Source organism: Serratia sp. NCCP-200 (genome assembly GCF_059697885.1).
In genome coordinates this window covers 780,646-804,649 of the sequence record NZ_BAAKUJ010000002.1, presented here as the reverse complement: position 1 = coordinate 804,649, position 24,004 = coordinate 780,646, and the positions used below count along the sequence as shown (strand labels likewise).

Sequence of the window (24,004 nt, the reverse complement as noted above, 5' to 3'; positions counted from 1 at the left end):
TCCTGTCTGAGGATGACACCTGTATCACGGCTCTTGGCCAACAGGTTTTTGATGTGGCCAACATGTTAACTCAGGATTGTGTTCGCTGGGTAGTGATTGGTGCGATAGGTCACATAATGAGTACCAGCAGGTTGAATTTTGAGCCTATTCATTTCACTAAATGAAAAAGTGGCACTGGATGGTCTACGATGAACCAGCACCACTTTTGCAAGATCAGCCAGGGTTAAACTGCAACCTCTTCGGCCTGCTGCTCTTTAAACGCCTTCACTTTCTCGGCCAACAACTGCTCGCTGCTACGGATCATGTCAGTGTATTGAGTATTGACAAATCCCCATAAAGTTGAATGTTGATCCTCGGCGTAACCAACCATAAACGGCAATGTCGTCACTACTGTCAGACCAGGTGCAGATTCAAGATAGCGATCGATGGTGTTGTTCGCCGAATCGATATTCTTCTCATCCCACTGACTGATAAGCTCTATACCTTGACGCGAATAAATATTCATTACCATGCTGGTCATACGGTTAATATAAACATATTCAATGCCGTCAATCTCCTTCACTGCAAGGACACGGGTATCTTCATGTAAATGCGCAATAATACCCGCAAAGACATGCCAGTCCCATTCAGTTGAACGCAGATGCTTGACGACTTTATCAAGTTTGATGTCAAAATCAGCAGGGAACAGTACATCATCTTCACATATCATCGCCATTTCAGTTTTACGATCGGCCAGTGTTGACAACATGTATTTATAGCTCATTCCACATCCAATCCAACCGATCCGATGACGAACGCCTTCTACAATCTGAAAACCATATGTTGGCTTGCTCAAGAATGCTTGTTTACGAACCGGCGTTTCTGTCAGTGATAAACATAGTTTAGGAATATCCGTTTCATTATGAGGAATAAAATCAGCGCTCTCTTTATATTGCTGGAAATCAATCAGATCGTTTGCCAGCATATAACGCTTGAAGTAGACATCAAACTGCTTGTCCGAACGCGTGAAATCGGCAATATCCTGGCGACGGCGAGTATAGAAGTTATTGTCAGCCAACAGTTGAGCAATCTTGTCAGCCATGGCATTGACATCACCAACCGGTGCAAAATCGATCACATTAGCCAACATATCATGTTGTTGAATATCAGAACTGGTCTCACTGACAATTGGCGTTCCCAATGACAATGTTTCATACAACCGGGTAGTTTCTAGCAAAGCATCTTCATAATAATGAATATTGATAATCAACTTAGCACGCTGCACCAACCGGGTCAGATCCTGACCAAAGACTTCTGAAGCAATATGTACATTAAAACGTTTACTCAACTGACGCAGATAACTCTGGCGACGCTCACAATTTGGGTCACCATAGAACAAAACATCAATGTCTTTTTCATCTTGTGCCGGTTGCAAATTATAACCTGTGTGAGATAAATGATCTGCATAGTTGTCATAAGATGAAATAGGCATATAAAACAGTTTTTGATACGGTATGCCTTGCTGCAAAAGGTACTCAATATTGGTCAACGAATAATCAAATACGGCAATTGCATTATTCAAAATAGCGAAATACTCGGCCGTGAACCAACGAGGATTAATCGACTGTTCCATTTGGAAAGCCACATAGTTTTTCGGCAGTTCAGGGAACATTTGAGGACAAATGACAATGTGCATTTGCCCACTATCCGCAACGGCAGAATAGGCATGTACAATGGTCACGCCCAGCCCGATATCGGTAAGTGACTTCTCTACTCGATGCGCGACATACAAGGTATGTCGGGAAGCAAGAATAACAACGTGATCCGTATCAATATGCGTGAGAGGCATTGGTGTATCGGCAGTATTTTTTGCCACGCGCCGCAAACTGGTGATCAACTCGGAGATTTTACCTTTGGCCAAAAGACGCAAAGCAGTCTTTGCCTTTCGCCCCAGAGCACTATAGGGATGCGGATGATTGCGGAATGCAGACCAGGTTTTTGATACCAATGAACCACCGTTATTTGGACGATGAGCGAAATAATGGCGCGTTAGATCACGCATGACGCCAAATTCGCCACGAACTGCCCGCCCCAACATACGCACCGGCATCGTCAATTTCCAAGACAAACTCTTGCGCATCATTAACATGGCTGTATTTTGCTGATCCAGAACCTGTTCTTTTTGATTTAATGCCGAATGCAATTCGGCAACAACCGAACCAAGCTGTTCATCCACCTGAATCTGTTGTAAGGAAAGCTCTTTTTGAATTAAAGACTCTTTTAGAGTAATATTTTCCTCTAACTGCTGTTGCAACTGCTCTTCCAGAGTTACAATCAGCTGCTGCTTATCACTAATGCTCTGCTCCTGCTCATCAATAACACGATATATCTGCGTGCGTAGATTGTTTTCCCGCTTGATACGCTCAGAAACCAAGTCACCAACGGTCATAGCCTTCCCTTTCATTCCTGCCAAAGTATCAGTTTCCGATAAGAAATTATTTATATGATAATTTACAATGTCAATTTCCGCAGGGTTCGACAAGCGAAAGTATAAATATTCCGAATCAAAAATCAAATCAAAGGGTACAAGATAAGAAAGCAGATAGAATGCCATTCTATTGACACGCTCAGATTCACTTTCAGCATCTGCGATGAAAGAGTAAGAGCTATCGCCTAACACTTGAACCGGTTTCTGTAGAAGCAGTCCCTCAAGGCCCACGCTCGAGTTTATCGTCAACACTTGCTGGCAACGGTACAGAAACTCAAGACTGTTCGGAGACGCATCTACATTTGCGTTCCCATCCTTCAGTTGGAAACGGCTCCCCGGATGTGGACGAATAAGCAATTTATCTTCAGAACACAACGTCTGAGCGTATGAAATCATTGATAAATTATCAAAGCCATGACTATAGGCAATAATATTAGAGTCATCCTCGACCTGCATGGCCAGACCGACATCAAACTCCGCCACTTTATCTTCTGGCAACCGTGTTTGAGCGAAGAAGCGATGTAGCTCCGGCATGGTCAACTGAACCTGGTAGTCATCAGCAATCTTCAGATAGCGCGAATAGGCCTCCGTATTGCCATTAACGCCGCTAAAATCAACATATCCGGTACCCAGGTACATCGGTGCTCGTAAAGGTCCCACTTCAATGTGAATGACCGGAATTGAGAGCTTACGAGCCACATTTTCCAACGAAGGGCAATTACAGATACTGAGGATGGCATCAATCCCTGAGCTCTGTGGCGATGATAATACAACCTCAAGCTCAGCTTCCAGCTCTGGTATACTCTGAGTCAGAAACTTATTAAACGCACTCATTGGGTTATGTCGGTTGGCGTCCAACAGTCGGCTAAAAAGCTCATCGTCAAGCATCTTGAAGTCGTGCTTATCGAACAACCCCTGACTCGGCGCGATATACCCCAAATTAGCCATAGTAGGCCCATCCAGCTCCCAACGACCTTGCTCAAGCCATTGTTCTGAAGGAAGAAGGTAATCTGTACCGGTAATAAACAGGCTCTTTTCTTTTAAACTGCACAGCAGACGATAGAAAACCCATAAATAGGGAGCCCTAACCCCTCGAAAAGGGTATGGAGGTAAAAATACGGCAAGCATACAGCTATTCGTCCTCTAACTGGATCTGAATAGGGGCATGGATAACCCCACCTAGTTCCCGCGGCGACCAGAACTTTAGCCGCATCATAGGTCTACGTTGATCAAGTTCTTCACGCGCACCTTTGCCCACATGAGCCAAACCACAGTGGACAAGATAATCACCCGAGTTAATCGGTAATTTAACCTTATAGATCACATGTTGCTCACCCGGAATCAACGCAATAGGCACTCCTGCACCAATATTGCTATCGCCCCAAATATCGCCACCTTGTGCTTTTGAAATCGAAACACCCAGCGCGACATCCTCAATATGTTCAGAGGACCATAAAGTATAGTCTAGGGTTAACTCCTCACCGGCTCGAACCAAAGGTTTATCAGATAAAGGCGTGCCATCAGACTTATATATTGTCAAATTTTCAATAATAGCCCTGGCACTGCCAAATCGTTTTTCACCAATTTCAACATTAGCCTGCTCTGTCTGAATCGCTTTGAGCGTTTCCACATCTTTGATGTCGGAGCCATCGACTAATGGTCGTTTTTCTTTTGGTGCAACCTGTGTCAATAACATCCCTTTCTCATAAGCGAGAACGGCAGCCAATACATCATGCGTATCGCCTACTAATTGGCCATCACTCATCACCAGGCATCGATCGGCATACTCGAGAATGCTGCCTGTAGAGTGGGTTACCATAATGATGGTCACACCTTTGGCTCTCAGAGCTTCCATACGTTTATAACATTTGTACTGGAAACCGATATCACCAACAGCCAATGCCTCATCAACAATCAGTATTTCCGGCTCAACACATGCTTGGACGGCAAACGCCAGACGGACGTACATGCCACTTGAATAGGTTTTAACCGGTTGGTCAATAAATTCACCAATATCAGCAAAGTCAATAATCTCTTGGAAACGAGAGTCAACCTGCTCACGTGTGAAGCCAAGAACAGCGCCATTAAGGTAAACATTATCCCGGCCGGTAAACTCGGGATTAAAACCCGCCCCAAGCTCTAGCAAAGCTGCAATTCTACCGTGAACCTGAATATCCCCCTCTGTGGGGGTCAAAGTTCCGCAGATCATCTGCAAGAGAGTGGATTTACCCGCTCCATTACGGCCAATAATACCAACGGTCTCGCCTTTTTTAATACTAAAAGAAACGTTTCTTAGCGCCCAAAACTCACGGAAATAGCGTCTTGATTCGCGACGGATCGCACGTTGCAGTTTGGGGGCAAAGAACTGTTTCAGACGATCGCGTGGACGATCATAAATCTGATAACATTTGCTCAATCCTGTGACTTCGATCGCGATCTCATTAGAGGACATCAGCAAACCCCTTTCTGGTTTTCTGGAAGAAGACAAAACCCAGCCAGGCTACAACCGCTGCGGCCAAGGTATAAACCCCCAACCCTAACCAATCGGGGATACGCCCCCAGATCAACACATTACGAGATTGCTCAATAATAAAAGTGAGAGGATTCAACATGATCCAAATCCTGTATTTCTCTGGTAAAGCTGTAATTGGGAAAAAAACGGGTGACAAGAACATCATTACAGTGGTGATAATGACCGTTGTCTGGCCAACATCCCGGATAAACACCCCTAGTGATGCCAGGATCCACGCCAATCCAAGGCAAAAAATGACCAGAGGCAAGAAAACCAACGGTAAGAAAATGATGGTCCAATGCAAAAATCCATTAAACAAGAAGAAGGCACATAGAAGTACGACTAGACTGATCAGCGTGTGGAACATTGCGGCACAAAGGCCAATAACCGGCAACGTCTCCAAAGGAAAGACCACTTTTTTCACGTAGTTGGTGTTGCCCAGAATTATTTGTGGCGCCCGGTTGATGACCTCGGCAAAAAAGCCATGGACGATCATGCCAACGAACAAAATGACAGCAAACTGGGTGCGGCTTTCGTCACCGCCAACGGACCAACGCGCTTTAAAAACAACTGAAAAAACAAAGGTATAAACTATCAACATAAACAGCGGGTTCAGGAACGACCATGCCAGCCCCATCGTGGAGCCCTTGTAGCGGCCAACAACTTCGCGCTTTGTCATCTGCAAGATAAGAGATTTGAACCCCCAGACATTGCGGATCAAAGCCAATGGTGAAAGAGGTAGCGTTTTATGCGGATTACTCATCAGTCGCCCCCATTAAATGCGCTGCTCGTTTCCCCTCAAAACCACACTCAGTCAAAAAAAACATTAGCAATACCTTAGAGTTAATTAGGACCACAAAATCACTACTACTGCCAACCGATCATTTTACTGCTTCTCTGCAGGAGAAGTCATGGGGATCGTTTTTAAACACTTCTGGTTGGCAATGTCTCGTTCACGATCGCAAAACCATCCCCATTTGTTAAAATACAAAATCGCCGATTTTATGTGATAACCGAACAAATTCAGATTCTTATAAGAACCTTTTCCAAAGACATGCGTGATGGTGGCACCTGGATAAAACAGAATGTCGGTCAAAGGTAACGCACGGCGGCAAAGATCGACATCCTCCAAATACATAAAATACCGTTCATCAAACCCACCCAGTTTCTTCATCAACGCTGAGTCCATCAGCATGAAACAGCCTGACACCGATGGAACAGCAAACGATTGATTATAGTCAGCATTTTGGACCTCATAGGTGACATCCAATTTCGCTCCCAAACGAGGGAAAAAGCGGCGTAGAAATAGGTTGGCAGGCTTGGGAAGCAAACGGCAACTGTACTGTAGACGGCCATCGTCATAATAAATACGCGGGGAAACAAACTGGTGCCTTCCATCACGGGCAAAATGGTAAAGGCGCTCAAGCTCACCTTGTGCAAAACTGACGTCAGGGTTACAGATTAAGAAGTAATCACTTTTATCTAAATAGTGCTCCATAGCCAAATTATGACCATGGCCGAATCCTTTGTTTTGCTCGGCCGCTATGTAAGAGATACGCGGCTCGTTGAGCAAAGCAGCCCAAGTGGATCCTCCGTTGTCGACCAACACAATCTTTTCAACGCACGCCTCATTTAACAAGGATGACAGCGTATCTTCCAACTGAGCATGACTATGTTTGTACAATACGATTGATGCAACTATTTGAAATTTTTCTGATTCTAAAGACATGCCGTATGAAGTTCCTGGACCCATCATTCTGAGCATGGCACGCTACCATGCAGATCGGGAGGTGGTTGCACTCATCATTTGCCAACACAGGTTAAAAAATGATAACCCAATGAGTAAGATGCCTAGGGATAATCTTATCTCTTTAATTCCGCACAGTTAAAGGGGGCGTTACTGAAGCATTAATGGGTAGTTGCCCTGGCACTGACCTATCGTTCACTTGCATTAGACAACCTTGCTTGCAATGGCTTTCATACCAAAACCTCGGTAACTGCCTCTGGGCTAATGAGTTGGAGCGCTTCTCACTCCGCAGCCCATATACTCAACCAAACATCAGTTATCTACTATAGAAATAATCTGATTTTCGTCCCAAAACGGAAGCCTCAGAGGGTAGCACAATTAATCAAAACATCCGACAACAGTCGTAAGAATTGTTACATTACAACCTGTATTGCTACGCAGAAAAAGTTATAACCAATTGATATTAATTAACTTTAAATAATCCCCACTCGATTTAAATGGGCACTTATTGGTCAGCCGATAATTCAGCACAACGTTGAGAAGCTAGAACAGAAGCAATAATAAAACCCCGCAACTGCTATCACAATTCAATGAAAATAACAACAAGACAAATCCCAAATGTAAACATGCTAGTCATTCCCTTATATAGAAGAATTACTTGCACACTTCTCACAAAACAGAAAAGCCACACAGACTCACATTGCTGAAACTAACCCATTTCAACGATGGTGAGCCTGCATGGCTATGTCGCGATGGCGGCGCTTATGAATTTTGGCAATGAGCAATAACGAATTGAAGCTGTTCTTGCCACAGCGATAGCGCTACACCCTCATTCTGAATCTTTTCACAATTCAAAACGGAATACTTAGGTCTTTTTGCCGGGGTTGGATACTGCTCAGTGGTAATACCATCCACAATAGGTATCTGTGCCAAGACCCCTTGATTCAGGGCTGATGAGAAAATAATCTCAGCAAACTCATTCCAGGCGACTTCGCTGTCACCGCAGAAGTGATAAATACCGCCAGGTGCCTCTTTCTGTAGCAGTGTGATCACAGCAGAAGCAATGTCACCTGCGTAAGTGGGGCAACCACGCTGGTCAGCAACAATACCTAACCGCTCTCGCCCTTGCGCTAGCCGTAGCATGGTTTTTACAAAATTATTACCATACTCACTGAACACCCATGCGGTACGAATGATCAACGCCTCTGGCTGCACTTGGCTAACAGCAAGTTCACCATTCAGCTTAGTCTGGCCATATACGCCTAACGGATTGGTGGGAGCATCTTCAATGTACGGTGTTGTTGCTTCACCATCAAAAACGTAATCCGTTGAAATATGCACCAAGCGTGCGCCAACTTCCTTCGCCACCGTGGCAAGGTTTTTGGGCCCAATGTCATTAATCAACGCGGCAATATCATGCTCAACTTCTGCTTTATCAACCGCCGTATAGGCCGCTGCATTAACGATAAAATTTGGCTGGTATGCGACCGCTATCTTTCTTACCTGCTCCAGGTTGGTAATATCTAGCGCGTCAGAGTCGGTTGCTAAAATATCCCAACCGGCGGGGCAACGATCGCTGAAACAACGGCCTAACTGCCCTTTCGCACCGGTAAGTAAAACTTTCATTACGCCAACTCCTTCAGTAGCTTGCCAAGTTTGTCTTTTTCAGACAGCAGTGGGTTGGCAATCGGCCATTCGATCCCCACGGCAGGATCGTTCCACAGCAAGCAACCTTCCTCGGCAGGATTGTAATAATCGGTACACTTATATTCAAAATCCGCAGTGTCAGAAAGCACCACAAAACCGTGTGCCAAACCAGGCGGTATCCAAAATTGGGTTTTATTCTCTTCAGAAAGAATGACCCCTTCCCAAGTACCAAAGGTTGGTGAATCAGGGCGAATATCAACAACGACGTCAAAAACCTCCCCGCGAACAACACGAACCAGCTTTCCTTGTGGGTTTACTTTCTGAAAATGCAAGCCACGCAGCACGCCATATGAAGAGCGCGAATGGTTGTCCTGTACAAAATCCAGATCGATGTCCAACATTTCCTGATAGCGTTTCTTTTCGAACGTCTCCAGGAAAAAGCCCCGCGCATCGCCAAATACCTTGGGTTGAATAATTTTCACACCATGGATTTTGGTATCTGTGACTTGCATTCTATTTCTCCACTATCAGTTGCGATAAATATTGCCCATAAAGGGTCTTACTAAGCAATTTGGCTTCTGCTGTTACCTGCTCCCGTGTCAACCACCCTTTGCGGTAGGCAATCTCTTCCAGGCAAGCAATTTTGAACCCTTGGCGATTTTCGATCGTGTGCACAAACTGGGAAGCCTCAATCAGGCTGTCGTGAGTACCGGTATCCAGCCACGCAAAACCGCGCCCAAGCAGCTCAACGTTGAGCGCCCCTTTCTCCAGATACATTTGGTTGAGCGTAGTGATCTCTAATTCACCACGGGCGGACGGCTTGACCTGCTTCGCCATCTCAACAACGTGATGATCATAGAAGTAAAGCCCAGTAACGGCCCAATTGGATTTAGGCTTCGCTGGCTTTTCTTCCAGAGACAAAGCGCGGAAGTCATCATCAAATTCCACCACGCCAAAGCGTTCAGGATCCATGACCTGATAGCCAAATACGGTTGCCCCCTGGTTACGCTCAACGACAGACGTCAACTTCTTGCCAAAACTCTGGCCAAAGAAAATATTGTCCCCTAATACCAGAGCGCAACTGTCCCCATTGATGAACTCTTCACCAATCAGGAATGCCTGCGCCAAACCATCCGGGCTAGGTTGAGCGGCATAGCTCAATGAAATGCCAAAACGACTCCCATCGCCGAGTAACCGTTTGAATGACGGCAGATCCTCTGGCGTAGAAATAATCAGAATGTCGCGGATCCCCGCCAGCATCAATACCGAGAGCGGATAGTAAATCATCGGCTTATCGTAGATCGGCAAGAGCTGCTTTGAAACACCACGAGTAATAGGATAAAGACGTGTGCCTGACCCACCCGCTAAAACAATACCTTTCATTTTCACACCTTAAATTAGCGGGTTAGACCCAGACGTTCCCCGGCATATGAACCATCTTTAACACGGCTCCACCAAGCTTGGTTAGCCAGATACCACTCAACCGTTTTTCTAATACCACTCTCGAAGGTTTCTTGCGGCTTCCAGCCCAATTCACGATCAATTTTCGAGGCATCAATGGCATAGCGCATGTCGTGACCAGGGCGATCGGTAACAAAGGTGATCAGGTCTTCATACTTAGCCAGGTTACCTGGCTTATTCGGGGCCAATTCGTCTAGCAAACGGCAGATCGTTTGCACAACTTCGATGTTTTTACGCTCGTTATGGCCGCCAATGTTATAGGTTTCACCTACTTCACCTTCACAGACCACTTTGTACAGTGCTCGTGCGTGATCTTCCACATACAGCCAATCGCGCACTTGAGTACCGTTGCCATAGATCGGCAACGCTTTACCTTCAAGAGCGTTAAGAATGGTTAGCGGGATCAGTTTTTCCGGGAAATGGTACGGACCGTAGTTGTTAGAACAATTCGTTACGATAGTTGGCAAGCCATAAGTGCGTAACCAAGCTCTGACAAGGTGATCGCTTGAGGCTTTCGAAGCCGAATAAGGGCTGCTTGGCGCATAAGGAGTAGTTTCCGTGAACAGTTCATCAGCACCGTGAAGATCGCCGTACACTTCATCAGTGGAGATATGATGAAATCGGAATGCCTTCTTGGCCTGCTCACCTAAAGTTTGCCAGTACTGGCGGGCCGCTTCCAACAGGGTATAGGTACCCACAATATTGGTTTCGATAAATGCTGCGGGACCATCAATGGAACGATCGACGTGGCTCTCGGCTGCCAAGTGCATAACAGCATCAGGCTGGAACTCGGCAAAGACACGGTCCAGTTCCTGACGATTACAGATATCCACCTGTGCAAACTGGTAACGTTCGCTGCTTGCTATTGGCGCTAAAGATTCGAGATTACCTGCGTATGTCAGGCTATCTAAGATCAAGATTTGGTCTTGGGTATCGTTGATGATGTGCCGCGCAACGGCGGAACCAATGAAGCCAGCGCCACCGGTAATGATAATTTTCATATAACCCTCTAAACAGCCAAGCGTGGCCCTTTGCAGCCACGCCAGTGTCTATGATTTCAAATTAACCAAACGTTACTCTGTAGTAACTTGGCTATAGTGACCTTAGTACTCAATCACTTAAAAATCAATAAACTACAGAATTACTTATGTTAAAGAAGCGTAATATTGTACAAGAACCAACACTCATTCACCATCAGAATACAGGCAATAAAAGTTCAGCATTGAAAATAAAACGCGACTATCAGCGATAGCCTTTTGGGTTCTTGCTTTGCCAATTCCAGGTATCGCGCATCATGGTGTCAATACCCCGAGAGACCTCCCAACCAAGCTCTTTCCTGGCCAGGTTGGCATCGGCCCAGAACGCAGGCAAATCACCATCGCGACGCGGCAAGATCTGATAAGGGATAGTGACGCCTGAAGCTTTCTCAAAAGCATGCACCATCTCCAGCACAGAGAACCCAACACCGGCTCCCAGGTTGTATGCTTTGAAGCCTTCGACCTTCTTCAAATGATCCATCGCCATCAGGTGGCCTTCAGCCAGATCCATCACGTGGATGTAGTCACGCACGCCGGTACCATCTTCCGTTGGATAATCACCACCGAAAACACCCAGCGTCTCTAGCTTGCCGATAGCAACTTGCGAAATGTAAGGCAACAGGTTATTAGGGATGCCATTGGGATCTTCACCAATCAGGCCAGACTCATGAGCACCGACTGGGTTGAAGTAACGTAGAGCGATAATCGAGAACTGCGGCTCAGCCTTGGCGAAGTCCTGCAGGATTTGCTCAACCATCAGTTTGGATGTGCCATACGGGCTCGTCGTACCACCAATAGGCGTGGTTTCAACATAAGGTACTGGGGAGTTAGCCCCATAAACTGTGGCTGAGGAACTGAAGATAAACTGATGAACTCCGGCACGACGCATCTCATCCAGGAGCACTAGAGTGCCAGAGACGTTGTTCTGATAGTACTCTAACGGTTTGCGGGTGGACTCCCCTACCGCTTTGAGGCCAGCAAAGTGAATCACCGCCGAGATACGGTGACCATCGAAGATGCGGCTCAGACATTCCGGATCTTGGATATCGCCTTGGTAGAAGATGGCTGCTTTGCCTGTTAGCTGTTCCACACGGTGCAGTGACTCTTCGGATGAGTTCGAGAGGTTGTCTAGAACCACAACCTCCTCTCCCCGTTCCAGCAAGGCCAGAACGGTGTGGGAGCCGATATAGCCGGCTCCGCCGGTGACTAGAATTGCCATCTGAACTCCTTGCAAGCGCCTGATGCGCTGAAAATGAATATTTTGAGCTGCTATTCTAACCTTCGGGTCACTAAGAGTATTGAGTCATGATAAAAATTCTGCTTAAAAAAGACCAAATCTCTGCAGCCTTATAATCGTCTAACGCTTCATAGGTATTTACCATGCCAACCATACCTACTTGTGCTAACAAATAGGGCTTTAGATGAATTAGCGGATGCCTACGCTCATCGTAATAACTTTGTCAATATGAATTTTATACGGGGTCAAAGCGATGCCTGAGATTTACATTTTCTATTCAGTAGATTAATTTGCTCACTAGGCACTCCATCAACTAGTAGAAATTTGGTTAGTCGCTTTGCTGATTGTAGATGAAGAGTAGTTTCTGAAAATCAATGTCAGCCCAGAATTTTATTGCTAAAGAAATGCTACCTTACTCCCTCTATTTTTATCTGCAAGATTATGATAACTATCTGTGCCCATAGGTAGATATTTGATGAGAATCAAAAGAGCTCAATCATATCATCGAGACTATTAAATATAATTTCCTGGGCGTGCTTAACAGAGTTATTAAGGGCTAAAATTGATTCATTTGTAACATTATGTAAAGTATCGGGAATTTCAGCACAGGTAATTGGTTTAGTAAATGGTGCTACGCTCCATGTTTCTAAAAAAGAAACAAGCTTTTGAATGTCTGAATTAATGCAGTAGTGGGGTATACCAAAAGACATAGCTGTAATCACACCATGGAGACTAGTTCCATAAAAACCAGAAGAGATTGCGATAACATACATAATTTCCCATACAGTTAAATTATCTAAAAGAATCAAATCTTCCTGTGACTGTCTTTTGACTTTCTCAAGAAAAACAACATCGTCATGTCCACTTGCGTATCCTATAGGTAACAATACAACCTTAATATTTTTATCTCTGACTACATTTGATAATTCATCAGCAAGCTCTTGGGCACTAAATTTAACTTTATACGGACATGCTTGCACTGTAACAAATACAGTTCCTTCCAAGACATCTTTGACTTCATTACGAACTTTATCTGCCAAAAAATCGATATCGATCAGTTTTGACATCATCAAAACTGAGTCAGGGACTAATTTCCTTTTAGAGACAGAAGACAGTGCCTTATAAGTTCTATCATCACGGGCAGAAATAAAATCAGCTGTACCTATGATACCCACCTGGGATTTATGAGGTATCCCTCCAACAGTGTTATAAATAACTTTAACATTATGTGTAAAAGAACTTTTATTTGGAATGTAAGGGAAATCCCATACTGCCTCATATCTTTTTTTAGCAAATTTACTTAGTAATTTAGGAGTAAAACGCCTTGCAAGGCGCAAAAAATTTGTAAAAAGTAAATTTTCCTGGACATGTATAAAAAGCGTTCCAATATCCGAGCCTAAAACCTCCCCACCAACTACTATTAAAGTGGTACCTTCTTTTACATTCAATAATTTGCTCATGGAAATTGTGCGTTTACAATCGTATCGACTTAAGTCTGAATCCATTATTGAAGAAAATATAAAATTAATACCTTCGCATTTATCAGGAAATCGCCTTTTAAAGTACATTTCTAATAACATCGGCATCAAGTTATCACCATAATTATACCGATCGAATGCACCATATAAAACAACCTGACGTTTATCAGAAGCATTATTTAACATATTTTTATTCATCCTGTGATATTTTTTCTAATGCGCAACAATGCACCTGGGAGCCAAAGAGAGCGAGTTTTTTGCATGAAAGATATTCTCGTCTTATGATTAAAAGCATCAAATAAATATGCAGCACAACAATAGGCAATCAGAGTAGACAATGCTGAACCTTTCGTTCCATATAGCGGGATAAGTATAAAGTTAAGTAAAACACAGATTATCAACCCAAATAGATTCCTAGAGAAAGCATACATTTGCAAGCCTTCATTAATATACCAACGTCCGCTTGCAGAACTTAAGAAGTAAAAAACACTTACCCATGAATATATTTTAATCAGAGTAGCAGCTTCTTGATATTCTATCCCATAGAAAAATCCAATAATGAAATCAGACAAAAATGTTGCAAAGAAAGCCAATGAGACTCCGAGCACCACCATTATGTCATAAAGGAATTGCATTCTTTCATTATATCTTTCTTCACTAATTGATTTTTCTTTAATAATTTTAGGGAATAATGAAGAGACGATAGCTATTGGAAAAAAATACCATACTTCAATCATTTTAACTGCGACAGAATATACACCAACAGCTGCATTATCAATTAAATTTCCGATCATTATTTGATCAACTCGCATATACAGCATTAATGCTAATCCAGAAAATACGAGAGGCCAACTTTGTTTAAACAATTTTTTCAATGTCGGATAATCAAAAACCCACTGAACCTTGATCTTTTTTCTCTTGTAAAGAAGTACAAGCATTAAAGCAACTACCATAGCCTCAAGAGTTACAGTAATCGCAAGTACTATATATGATAGTCCGCAAAACATTGCAATTATCTTTGCTAATGAACTAATAATAAATGCTACATTTTGGGCAATAACAGTATTCTTAGCTGAAATTGTAGATTCGAACCAATATTTAATAACATCGGTTGATCTTAGTAAGATTGAAGGGCTCATAACCAAAACAATAGAAAGGATGTTTGGTTCATTAGGCCTTAGCATGATAATTGTTAGTATTACAAAGATGGTGGCAGTAAAACTACCAATCAGTTGTAATATAAACGATGTTCCCATTATTTTACCTGAATTATCAGGTTCTTTAATTAACTCTCTTACAACAACACCATTCATACCCAGTGAGGCAACCGATGAATATATTGCTATTATAGCTAGAGCATAATTAAAAAGACCAAAAGTTTCAGGTCCTAAATACCGGGCAAGCCAAACTGTAACAATGAATCCCAAACCCATTCTGAATATGCTATCGCCTGATAACCACAGCATATTTATTAGTGACTTGTCACCTAAAAACCGAGAATATAAACTCATAAATACAACTCAATAAATAATGATTCATGATGAAAAAAATACAGGTTTGGATTAAATAAAAATAATTATAATATTCTAACGTCATTTAAATATTTTTTGCTGCGAGGATGATATCCTTTATAAAAGGTATTTAATATCAAGCTGACTTTATCAAACCTCATAAAGATAACGTTTTTAATTATATCTTTGCAAAAATATAAAAGACTTAGCTTAGTAGGATAAAAACGTGCGGATAGAGCAACATCGTAAAGTCGCTCATTTGAACGGCTCTTACTAATTTTCCCCTCTAATCTAGACAGTGAGTGAACAATTGATGTAGTAGAGGTGACTTGTATATCCACACCAAAATTAGCTAATTCTTTTAATTTGCAGAAAAATTTATAATCGACTCCGTACAATGCAAATCTTTCATCGAAAAGTTTTGTTTTTTTACTTTTGAATTTATCAACAAGCCGCCTAGAGATAATAAGACCCGAGCCAATTGAAACTATTTTTTTAGGATCTAAGGCAAACATGTCTTTATCTTCAATTGGTTTTAACTTATAGATTGGATAATGAATTTTGCTATCTTTATCTGTTATTATTTTGGGTAACTCAAGATCACCCCCCTCAAAATCACTGTTTATCTTTTCAGCAAAACTCGATGTGACAATTGAATCATCATCTAATAAAATATATCTTTCTGACTCTATATATTTTTCTATAAATCTATTATAGGCAACACTCAAAGGTAAATTATCAAGTTCGTTATGGACCACAACATCTTGAAAATGTTCATGTATTTTACTCATGAACTTAGGTTCATCAATTAGGGCTAGAGGACCATTATTAAGTATTACCAACCTACAAGACTTAATATAAAATTCTAACAAACTAAGTAATGTTTGAGATTGTGATAGATTTTTATTATACAAGACGACAAGGATACTAGTCTTGCAAAGACTAATATTTTTCATTATCTAACCTCAATTTGGTAATTATTTATAAATTAAAATCGGCAATGCCGATATTCCCATTTATTGAACATTTTATTGGAACTATCGTTCTTAACCATGGCTTCACTGTAAACCCTGAAAGATCACATCCAGAAACCACAAGATGCATTTCATTAGTCTTCCCGGTAGTTACAAGAGAGTTTTCTGGAGTGACATATCCTGTACCTCCATCATCACCGCCTTTCGAAGTAAAGATACCGTTAGCGATTAATGTCGCACCTTCTCCTTCAAGATAAAAATGTGTGCATGTATTACTTCCACCTGCTTTTGCGCCATTTCTTCGAAAGACTGCGCCATTTATAATCCATGTAGAGCTAATAGATTTGACGCCACAATGCCCGGCTCTATCGCATATGCCAGAAGTGATAACATTATTCGTCGCCAAGTACGCCGAGTAGTTATTGCCGCCATTCCATTCGTTTTTTACATTCATGAAAACGTTATCATTAGCCCCTTTTTGTAGGCTAACTCCATCGCCACGATTATTATTTATAAACCCCCCAAGTATTTTTGAGTCTATGATATTAGAAACTCCAATTATATTTGATGATATTGTGCAACTAGTTAAATCAACACCGATATATCTGTTTTTTTGTCCTATTGCTATTCTAAACCCATAAAAACCACAATACAAAGCTCTAAATCCACCAACCCGAGCATTGTCAGCAGCTTGAAGTCCATCAGTTTTATAACCAGCCCCTCCATATAATACAAGACCAAATAAAGTAACTCTTTTGTTGAATTTGAAAATTGAACTCCCTCCGTCTGCTACAACTATTCCAGAACCAACACCATTAATATCTCTGCGGTTTTTCACTACGTAAGGTAAGAATGAATTACCCACCAACCAGCACCCCTCTGGAACAATAACATCTTTTATTAGATAATATCCAGATACATTTGGAAAATACACTCCGTTAGAGGTTTGCAATGCTTTAATTAATGCATCAGAGTGATCAAGTCTAGGGACTCTTGAGTTTGCATCTGCAATCTGCTCTGCAGTCATAAAATCGTGAATGTTTACTAGACCTTTTTTCAGAATATTAGTAATTTCTTTATCGGCATCAACAACACTATTACAGGGGGGGGGGGGCAATATTAGATTATTATCGACATACTTTTCTTCTTTCGCAAATACTTTACTTTCTCTCAGAAAAAGCGACCCTATAGTAGCCCCTAATAATAGCTTCTTTATTACTAATCTTCTAGTAGTTACAAAAGAACTTTTCGCAAAGTGAACAGTTTTGCTATTCATTACAACCCCATATTCGAAGTTAGTATATTAAAATCATAATCATAAATTTAGTAAATTTCTAGCAAACACCCTGTGAATAGCCCTAAGGAGAGTGAAAGTTTGGTGAAATGTTGCGATGGTAATATATTAATTAATATGCTGACTTGTTTACAAACCCTTTAAAAATCGTTAGGAATACTATTTTAATATCAAACCAAACACTCCAGTTACGAATATAATCTAAATCATACTGAATCCTCTTCTCCATTTTTTCAGGTATATCAGTTTCACCTCTCCAACCATTGACTTGTGCCCATCCGGTTATCCCTGGCTTCACTTTATGCCTCAGCATGTATCCTTTAATAAGTTTCCGGTACTCCTCATTATGAGCCACCGCATGAGGCCTTGGCCCTACGATTGACATATCACCTTTAAGTACATTTATAAACTGTGGGAGTTCATCAAGAGAGGTTCTGCGAAGAAAACCACCTATGGATGTAAGCCGAGAATCATTCTTTTTGGCCTGGGTAACTTTACTACCATTCTCCATTACATTCATTGTTCTAAACTTCCAAACATAAATGGGCCTTCCATCTATACCATATCTTATTTGTTTAAATATTATTGGACCTGATGATGTAACCTTGATCGCTAAAGATATGATAATGATAATAGGCAATATGAAAATTAAAATAGCAATAGATAGAGTAACATCTTCTAGTCGTTTAATTATTTTGTTTAATCCTGTGATTGGGGTATCACATAAAGAGAGTATTTGAATTCCATTTATTTCCTCAGATCTATTTCTTATCATTTCCAAAGAAAAAAGATCTGGCACAAACAATACAGAGCATGTGGTATCTGATAGCTCAGATGTAATTTTTATTATTTTCTCCTCCTCTTTCATTGGCAATGAAATATACACCTTGTCTATATAACCTAATTTCGCATCAATGATGAGTTGCTCAAGATCACCAAGAATATTTATCGAAGCCGTATCCCCTTCATTTTCTCTTACATCGAGATTTGTATGACTATAAAAACCTTTGAAGTTCAAACCTAACCACGGGCTATTATTTATACTCTTTGCCAATTTTAAACCAGGAGCAGTCAAGCCTACGATGACAACTTTACGCGTATTATATCCGAAAGATCTAACTTTTATTATTAAATTACGTAATAAATACCTTGATAATATAAGGCTTATTGATAATACAATAAACCATTCAAAAAACATGTATGACAACTTATCGTTTTGATCATTTATTCCTAATAAAAAAAGAACGGATAACATGAAAAAAAATGTTAATGTCCAGTTTTTAATTATCATAATCATTTCAGTTGTAAATGGAATACCTCGCCACGAGCGATAAAAATCAGTAACACCAGCTATCATTTGAAAAATTATTATAGAAATTAGTAATGCAACTGTTATACCATGTTCAAAGCTTTGCCCATTAATTTTTACAATAAAGAAAAGGCTAATGTAAAAATTGAGTAAATCCGAAAATCTTTGCAGCATTGATATAATTGAAGCATTTGCTCGATAATGGCTATTAAATAAAAACATAGTTATCACTCTCAATTTATTATAATCTATTTCTTACCCATGATCTTAAGCAATCATAATAGAACGCTACAATTGAAATCGGATAGTATATGAAATATCTCTTAGCCAACTTAGGTTCATCCCAAATTCGATAAGCCCATCGAAGGTTAAACCGATCCATCCAGTTAGGATAATATTTTATTCCCCGATTACATGTTTGGTGAAAAAAACCTCCACATGTAAAACCAATCCCTTCCCAACCTAATTTTTTTAAGTCAAGAAGAAATTTTTCTTGATATGGTGTTCCCATCCCAGCAATTACATAATCAGGATTAATTTCAATAACTTTCGTAAGATAGCTATATCTTTCTCCATCATTATTGAAAAAACCATGCCTTACATCGACTATTCGTAACTGCTGAAACTCGCTAGATAAATGCTCTTTCACCTTATCAACAATACCTTCTTCGCTGCCGACTAAAATGACTGTCTCATTGTTTTTTTGTGCATAATCGAAAACAACAGGTGCTAGCGATGTCATATCAAAACTGACTCTTGATGTCCTAACCTTTATCGATCTCATCATTTTCTCAAAAACAATACCATCACAGTATATTCCGTTAAATTCTGAGAAAACCTGCACATTCTTTCTAAAAATAAAATATGAGTAGCAATTAAGGAACGTATAAATTTTATTTTTCTTTCGCAGATCAATGCGCACATCTTCAATTATTTTATTTTTTAGTATTTTTATATTTATTGACATGGCATTTCAACCTTTTAAAGTTCATATAGAAAATATTTTGTAAAAATCTAGGAACTAGTAATATGCATAAGTAGATTATCAATTGCTTAACTGACAATACTTTCTTGCTAGCTCTAAAAAGCCTTTTCAAACTATATATTTTATTGCCATTTCTAGCCGATTTCATTACAACGAAATAAAAATAAAAGGCATCCCCTGCTTCTTTTGTCATTCTATCTTTGTTCTCTACTAACCAATCTAGCGAGTAATTGAATGACTCCCCTTTACTATTTGGTCTTTCTGCTGAGTTCCAAAATATTGCAGTGCCTACAGTTTCAACGGCCTCAATTTTAAGTTTTCTTTCTTCAAAAGAAAGACATAAATCATAGTCCTGATGACGTATATATTTCTCATTAAAGCCGAATCTATTAAAAAATGATTGTCTTACTGTAAGCATGGAAGTTTGCATGAGTTGCTTAGATAGGAACAAATAATCACTTATATGCTCATCTATTCTCATTGGCCTTCCAGGTACAATCGACTCTAAAGTATCATCAAAATACACAAATGCTTTGTTATAGTACACATCCGCGCCACTCCGAACTGCTATTGATAAATTTGTTAGTTTATCCGGCAGAAATGTGTCATCTGAATCCAAAAAACAAACCCATTCACTTTTTGCCAACCTGGCACCTTGATTTCGAGTAGCAGCTGCATTACTTTTAAATTCATTTCTAACCAAGATGATTTTATCAGTTTCAATGAGAGATAAAGCTTCCACTATTTTATCAATATTTTCGCTTTTATCATCAACTATAATGATTGACTCTAATAATTCTTCTGCACCAGATTGATTTAACACACTTTCGATAGCACGAATAAGTTCTTTAATTCGTTTATAGTTTGGTATTACTACAGTAAATATTGCATTTTTCAATTAACTTCATCTCCTAGTTCATATCTAAAGTCGTGGGCAGAACCAATAAACAAAATAAGCGATAGTGCAACATAGACGTTATTTAATGATGATACAGATAAGGCCGTAGCCATTAATATCAAAATTACACATATTTTGTGTTTCGTTCTGAACTTATACAGATATAGCCATATTATTGACAATAAGAAAATAAGTCCAAGTAAACCATGATCATATATAACTCGTAATAAGAAAGAATGCAAAATTACAGAATAGCATTGTCCATTACCTGAATAACTAAATAGCAAATGATAGTAGGAAAGGTTCAGACAAGAAACAGGCGATAACGGTGTAATAGATGGAGAGCCAATAAAGAATTTCCACCATGGCCAATCGGATACTGAATACAAAAACTCTAATAAGAATTTATATCTATCAATTGACTCCAAGGATGCATTGGCACCGCCGGATGTAAGTCTCTCACTGAAAACAAATAAAACCAAAGCTAAAAAAATGGGTATTAGTGATAGATATATCATTTTCTTTAGATCTAACTTTTTATCTAAAGAAAATACTATCGCTATTAAAAGTGCACCAAGAGATGATCGAGATCCAGAAATAAAACAGATGAAAACAATGATTAATGTATTAAATAAGTCTGGTTTACCTTTAATTATATTTACAAGATAATAAACCAGAATTAGCATTATTAGCTCAAAATTATTTTCTATTAATAATGTCGGTCTTTCAATTCCCAAAGCAAACTTATCGATTGTATATTTAATAAGAAATAGAAGTGAAATTATTTTGTAAAATTTCACTATATTTTCCACTGAAAAAATAGAACGCTTATAAAAAAAACCCAAAAGGATTAGATAATAATAAGATTTATAAATTTGGATAAAATCCAAAATATTCGCATGCGTTACTAATAATAGATAAAAAAGAGAATATACTATATATGTCACTGTGAAAAATGTTATGAAGAACGAGTTTCTATTTATCCCGTACTTGATAAGTGATAAGGATGCCGATATAACAAATATCATCTCCAAATATCCAGTTTCAGGTATAATTAAAAATCCGGATATATAGGTAGCGCCAAGAATACACAAGAATGTAATAGAGTATAACGAAAACCACTCACAGCGATCTTTTGTTTTAAAATACATATCAGTTCATCATCATCTATAATTACCATTTCCTAATAGTAACGCATGTTGATGGATAGATGGTTAACAAATTAAAACCACCTATCCTACCATGGTTCATATAGAGCTAGGGTTATTTATCAGATTTATATTCGTAACTATAATAATCATATCCATAATTGTAATAGTTAGTTGCTTTCTTCATGACAGCATTTAGAATAACGCCTTTAATTTCAATCCCATTTTGTTCAAACCGTCTAAAGCTAACCTCAACTTCTTTCGGGCTATTCAACTCAAATCTAGCAACCATTAGAGATGTACCTGCATGTTTCCCAATAATTGCAGCATCTGTAACAGCTAGAATAGGAGGAGTATCAACAAGGACTAAATCATACTCTTCAGAAGCCCATTTGAGAAGTTCAACAAACCGGACATGCATGAGTAACTCCGAAGGATTCGGTGGAATCTGTCCCCTAGGCATAAAGTCAAATCCTTCATGCCTTGTTTTTTGTACAGCTACTGATACCTCTAGCTTGCCAGCTAACACATCGGATAAACCGCTCTTACCATTAAGCCCAACTAACTCATGAGCGTAACCTTTTCTCATATCACTATCAATGAATAGAACTCGTTGACCACTCTGGGCAATCACTGCAGCCAAGTTAGCACTAATAAACGTTTTACCAATTCCAGGACTTGCTCCAGAGATCATTAAAATATTATTCTTTGATTCCATCATTGCAAAATGTAGACTTGTACGTAAGCTTCTTATCGCCTCAATAGCTAAATCTGCTGGATTACCAAAAGCAAGTAATGACGTAGAATCTACATTAGTCTTTATACCTTTTTTCTTAATCGCGAACGCTAAATCTTGTTTACGTTGCCATTCAGATAATGGAACACTCGCATAAACATTTATCCCTAATGCCTCCAATTGTTCAGGACTTTCTATCCCACGATGTAAGAAGGAACGAGCTAGAACGTATCCAATAGACAAGAAACCACCGAGAACAATACTCAGCACAATAATAACTAATTTTTGTGGTTGAATTGGAGTATTCTGTGTTACTGCATGATCAATAATTCTGACATTTCCAACTGTACTAGCTTTAGATATGCTAAGTTCCTGCTCTTTACTCAAGAGTTGCATATATATTTCTTGACCTGATTGAACATCACGACTTAGCCTTAAAATCTCCTGTTGAGTTTTTGGCATAGCACTAACTCGTTTATTTAACTTATCTCGCTCGCCCTCTAGCACTTTTCTCTTTTCTAAAAGAGCTCGGTATGACGGATGCTCCTTTGTATATAATTTGGATATCTCGGCTTCTTTAAATATTAATTCATTAAGCTGTGTATCTGCCGATACTATCGAGTCTAATATTGACTTAGCCTCTAAAGGAAGATCAACTGAATCATTCTGTTGTCTATACTTATTTAATAAGTTTTCTGACAAATCGAGTGAGCTTCGAACTTTAGGTAATTGATCTCTCAAAAACTCCAAACTTCTTGCATCTTCCTCAGACTTTCTTTCAACGTTTTGTTCAAGGTAGTTTTTTGTAATACTATCTAGAATTTTCTGATTTAACTTTGAATTTTCCCCCGTATATGTGAGGCCCAACACACCAGTGCTTTTTCCCTTATCCTCAGCTTCAAACGCATTAAGAATATTATTTATTGCCTTTAATTCTGAAATCTGAGTAATATCGAATGTGACACCGGGTTTAGATCTAATCTCACTGACTAGTATAGAGAATCCATTTTTATTCAATAAAACACCAACTTTCCCTTCAGCAAAAATTTCTCCCTCCCTGCTTACTGTGAAATTTTCGTTATCTTTAACACTTAATTTTATTGTAGGTTCACTTGACCAGGAGTCCGGAAGATCTAATTTTGTTACAGAAACAGTTTCCTCTGGGTCTTTAATTAATCGAGCAAAACCTTTACCAAAAATTGGGAAATAATTGCGTTCTACTACTGTTCTTAAATTCAAATCGTCCACTGTTTTGCTCAAAATCATTCTCGATTTAAGCAATTCAATCTCAGGAGCTGATTCTGGCTGTCCACTAGGTAACATCTGGTTTATATTATTTAATAATGAATTACCTACATTTTTTTCCACCTGGACTAAAGCATCGGCACGATAAATTGGTGTGGCAAATAGGCAATAAATAACACCTACAGTCAAGAATATCGAAATCACACCAATTATTAACCATCTATTATCGATAAGTTCACCAAGTAAACGGCGTAAATCAATCTCATCGGATTTTTCGCTCTTACTAATATTTGATCTATTTTTCTCTAACATTGGAAA

The 24,004-nt window shown here is 39.8% G+C and carries 18 protein-coding genes; all 18 read right to left on the bottom strand.

What is annotated here, in order from left to right:
* Positions 1 to 223: 223 nt before the first annotated feature.
* Positions 224 to 3,595 carry a GT99 family glycosyltransferase N-terminal domain-containing protein gene (locus tag AC6HVW_RS09045; RefSeq protein ID WP_497569358.1) on the bottom strand — a complete coding sequence of 1,124 codons (3,372 nt, stop codon included), beginning with the start codon at positions 3,593 to 3,595 and terminating at the stop codon, positions 224 to 226.
* A gap of 4 nt (positions 3,596 to 3,599) precedes the next feature.
* Positions 3,600 to 4,919, bottom strand: a complete 1,320-nt coding sequence (locus AC6HVW_RS09040) for an ABC transporter ATP-binding protein (RefSeq protein ID WP_071680798.1) — start codon at positions 4,917 to 4,919, stop codon at positions 3,600 to 3,602.
* Entirely contained in the window at positions 4,909 to 5,742 is an 834-nt protein-coding gene (locus AC6HVW_RS09035; RefSeq protein WP_059200336.1) for an ABC transporter permease, read from the bottom strand. Before AC6HVW_RS09035 ends, AC6HVW_RS09040 begins: the two co-directional genes overlap by 11 nt.
* 123 nt (positions 5,743 to 5,865) lie before the next feature.
* Positions 5,866 to 6,708, bottom strand: coding sequence for a glycosyltransferase (locus AC6HVW_RS09030; protein WP_071680799.1), 843 nt, complete (start codon positions 6,706 to 6,708; stop codon positions 5,866 to 5,868).
* A 780-nt stretch (positions 6,709 to 7,488) separates the two neighbouring features.
* Complete coding sequence (gene rfbD / locus AC6HVW_RS09025; RefSeq protein WP_071680800.1) at positions 7,489 to 8,352, bottom strand: dTDP-4-dehydrorhamnose reductase; 864 nt, start codon at positions 8,350 to 8,352, stop codon at positions 7,489 to 7,491.
* Positions 8,352 to 8,885: a dTDP-4-dehydrorhamnose 3,5-epimerase gene (gene rfbC, locus AC6HVW_RS09020; RefSeq protein ID WP_071680801.1), complete on the bottom strand. Its 534-nt coding sequence runs from the start codon at positions 8,883 to 8,885 to the stop codon at positions 8,352 to 8,354. The genes rfbD and rfbC overlap by 1 nt, the downstream gene beginning before the upstream one ends.
* A 1-nt stretch (position 8,886) precedes the next feature.
* Positions 8,887 to 9,756, bottom strand: a complete 870-nt coding sequence (gene rfbA / locus AC6HVW_RS09015) for a glucose-1-phosphate thymidylyltransferase RfbA (RefSeq protein WP_071680802.1) — start codon at positions 9,754 to 9,756, stop codon at positions 8,887 to 8,889.
* Positions 9,757 to 9,770: 14 nt separating this feature from the next.
* Positions 9,771 to 10,835: a dTDP-glucose 4,6-dehydratase gene (gene rffG / locus AC6HVW_RS09010; RefSeq protein ID WP_497569357.1), complete on the bottom strand. Its 1,065-nt coding sequence runs from the start codon at positions 10,833 to 10,835 to the stop codon at positions 9,771 to 9,773.
* 241 nt (positions 10,836 to 11,076) lie between these two features.
* The gene (gene galE / locus AC6HVW_RS09005; protein WP_497569356.1) at positions 11,077 to 12,090 is read right to left on the bottom strand and encodes a UDP-glucose 4-epimerase GalE; all 1,014 of its coding nucleotides are present in this window, start codon (positions 12,088 to 12,090) and stop codon (positions 11,077 to 11,079) included.
* Between the two features lie 500 nt (positions 12,091 to 12,590).
* Positions 12,591 to 13,772, bottom strand: a complete 1,182-nt coding sequence (locus AC6HVW_RS09000; protein WP_497569355.1) for a polysaccharide pyruvyl transferase family protein — start codon at positions 13,770 to 13,772, stop codon at positions 12,591 to 12,593.
* 8 nt (positions 13,773 to 13,780) lie between these two features.
* On the bottom strand, positions 13,781 to 15,097 hold the full coding sequence (locus AC6HVW_RS08995) for a flippase (protein ID WP_497569354.1): 1,317 nt from the start codon (positions 15,095 to 15,097) through the stop codon (positions 13,781 to 13,783).
* 65 nt (positions 15,098 to 15,162) lie between these two features.
* Entirely contained in the window at positions 15,163 to 16,053 is an 891-nt protein-coding gene (locus AC6HVW_RS08990; RefSeq protein WP_497569353.1) for a glycosyltransferase family 2 protein, read from the bottom strand.
* 25 nt (positions 16,054 to 16,078) lie between these two features.
* Positions 16,079 to 17,347, bottom strand: coding sequence for a right-handed parallel beta-helix repeat-containing protein (locus tag AC6HVW_RS08985; protein ID WP_497569352.1), 1,269 nt, complete (start codon positions 17,345 to 17,347; stop codon positions 16,079 to 16,081).
* Between the two features lie 130 nt (positions 17,348 to 17,477).
* Positions 17,478 to 18,896: an undecaprenyl-phosphate glucose phosphotransferase gene (locus tag AC6HVW_RS08980; protein WP_497569351.1), complete on the bottom strand. Its 1,419-nt coding sequence runs from the start codon at positions 18,894 to 18,896 to the stop codon at positions 17,478 to 17,480.
* 19 nt (positions 18,897 to 18,915) lie between these two features.
* Entirely contained in the window at positions 18,916 to 19,641 is a 726-nt protein-coding gene (locus AC6HVW_RS08975; protein ID WP_497569350.1) for a WecB/TagA/CpsF family glycosyltransferase, read from the bottom strand.
* Positions 19,610 to 20,557: a glycosyltransferase family 2 protein gene (locus AC6HVW_RS08970; RefSeq protein ID WP_497569349.1), complete on the bottom strand. Its 948-nt coding sequence runs from the start codon at positions 20,555 to 20,557 to the stop codon at positions 19,610 to 19,612. The genes AC6HVW_RS08975 and AC6HVW_RS08970 overlap by 32 nt, the downstream gene beginning before the upstream one ends.
* Positions 20,554 to 21,357, bottom strand: coding sequence for a hypothetical protein (locus AC6HVW_RS08965; RefSeq protein ID WP_497569348.1), 804 nt, complete (start codon positions 21,355 to 21,357; stop codon positions 20,554 to 20,556). Before AC6HVW_RS08965 ends, AC6HVW_RS08970 begins: the two co-directional genes overlap by 4 nt.
* Before the next feature lie 463 nt (positions 21,358 to 21,820).
* Positions 21,821 to 23,998: a tyrosine-protein kinase Wzc gene (gene wzc / locus AC6HVW_RS08960; RefSeq protein WP_497569347.1), complete on the bottom strand. Its 2,178-nt coding sequence runs from the start codon at positions 23,996 to 23,998 to the stop codon at positions 21,821 to 21,823.
* Positions 23,999 to 24,004: the final 6 nt, after the last annotated feature.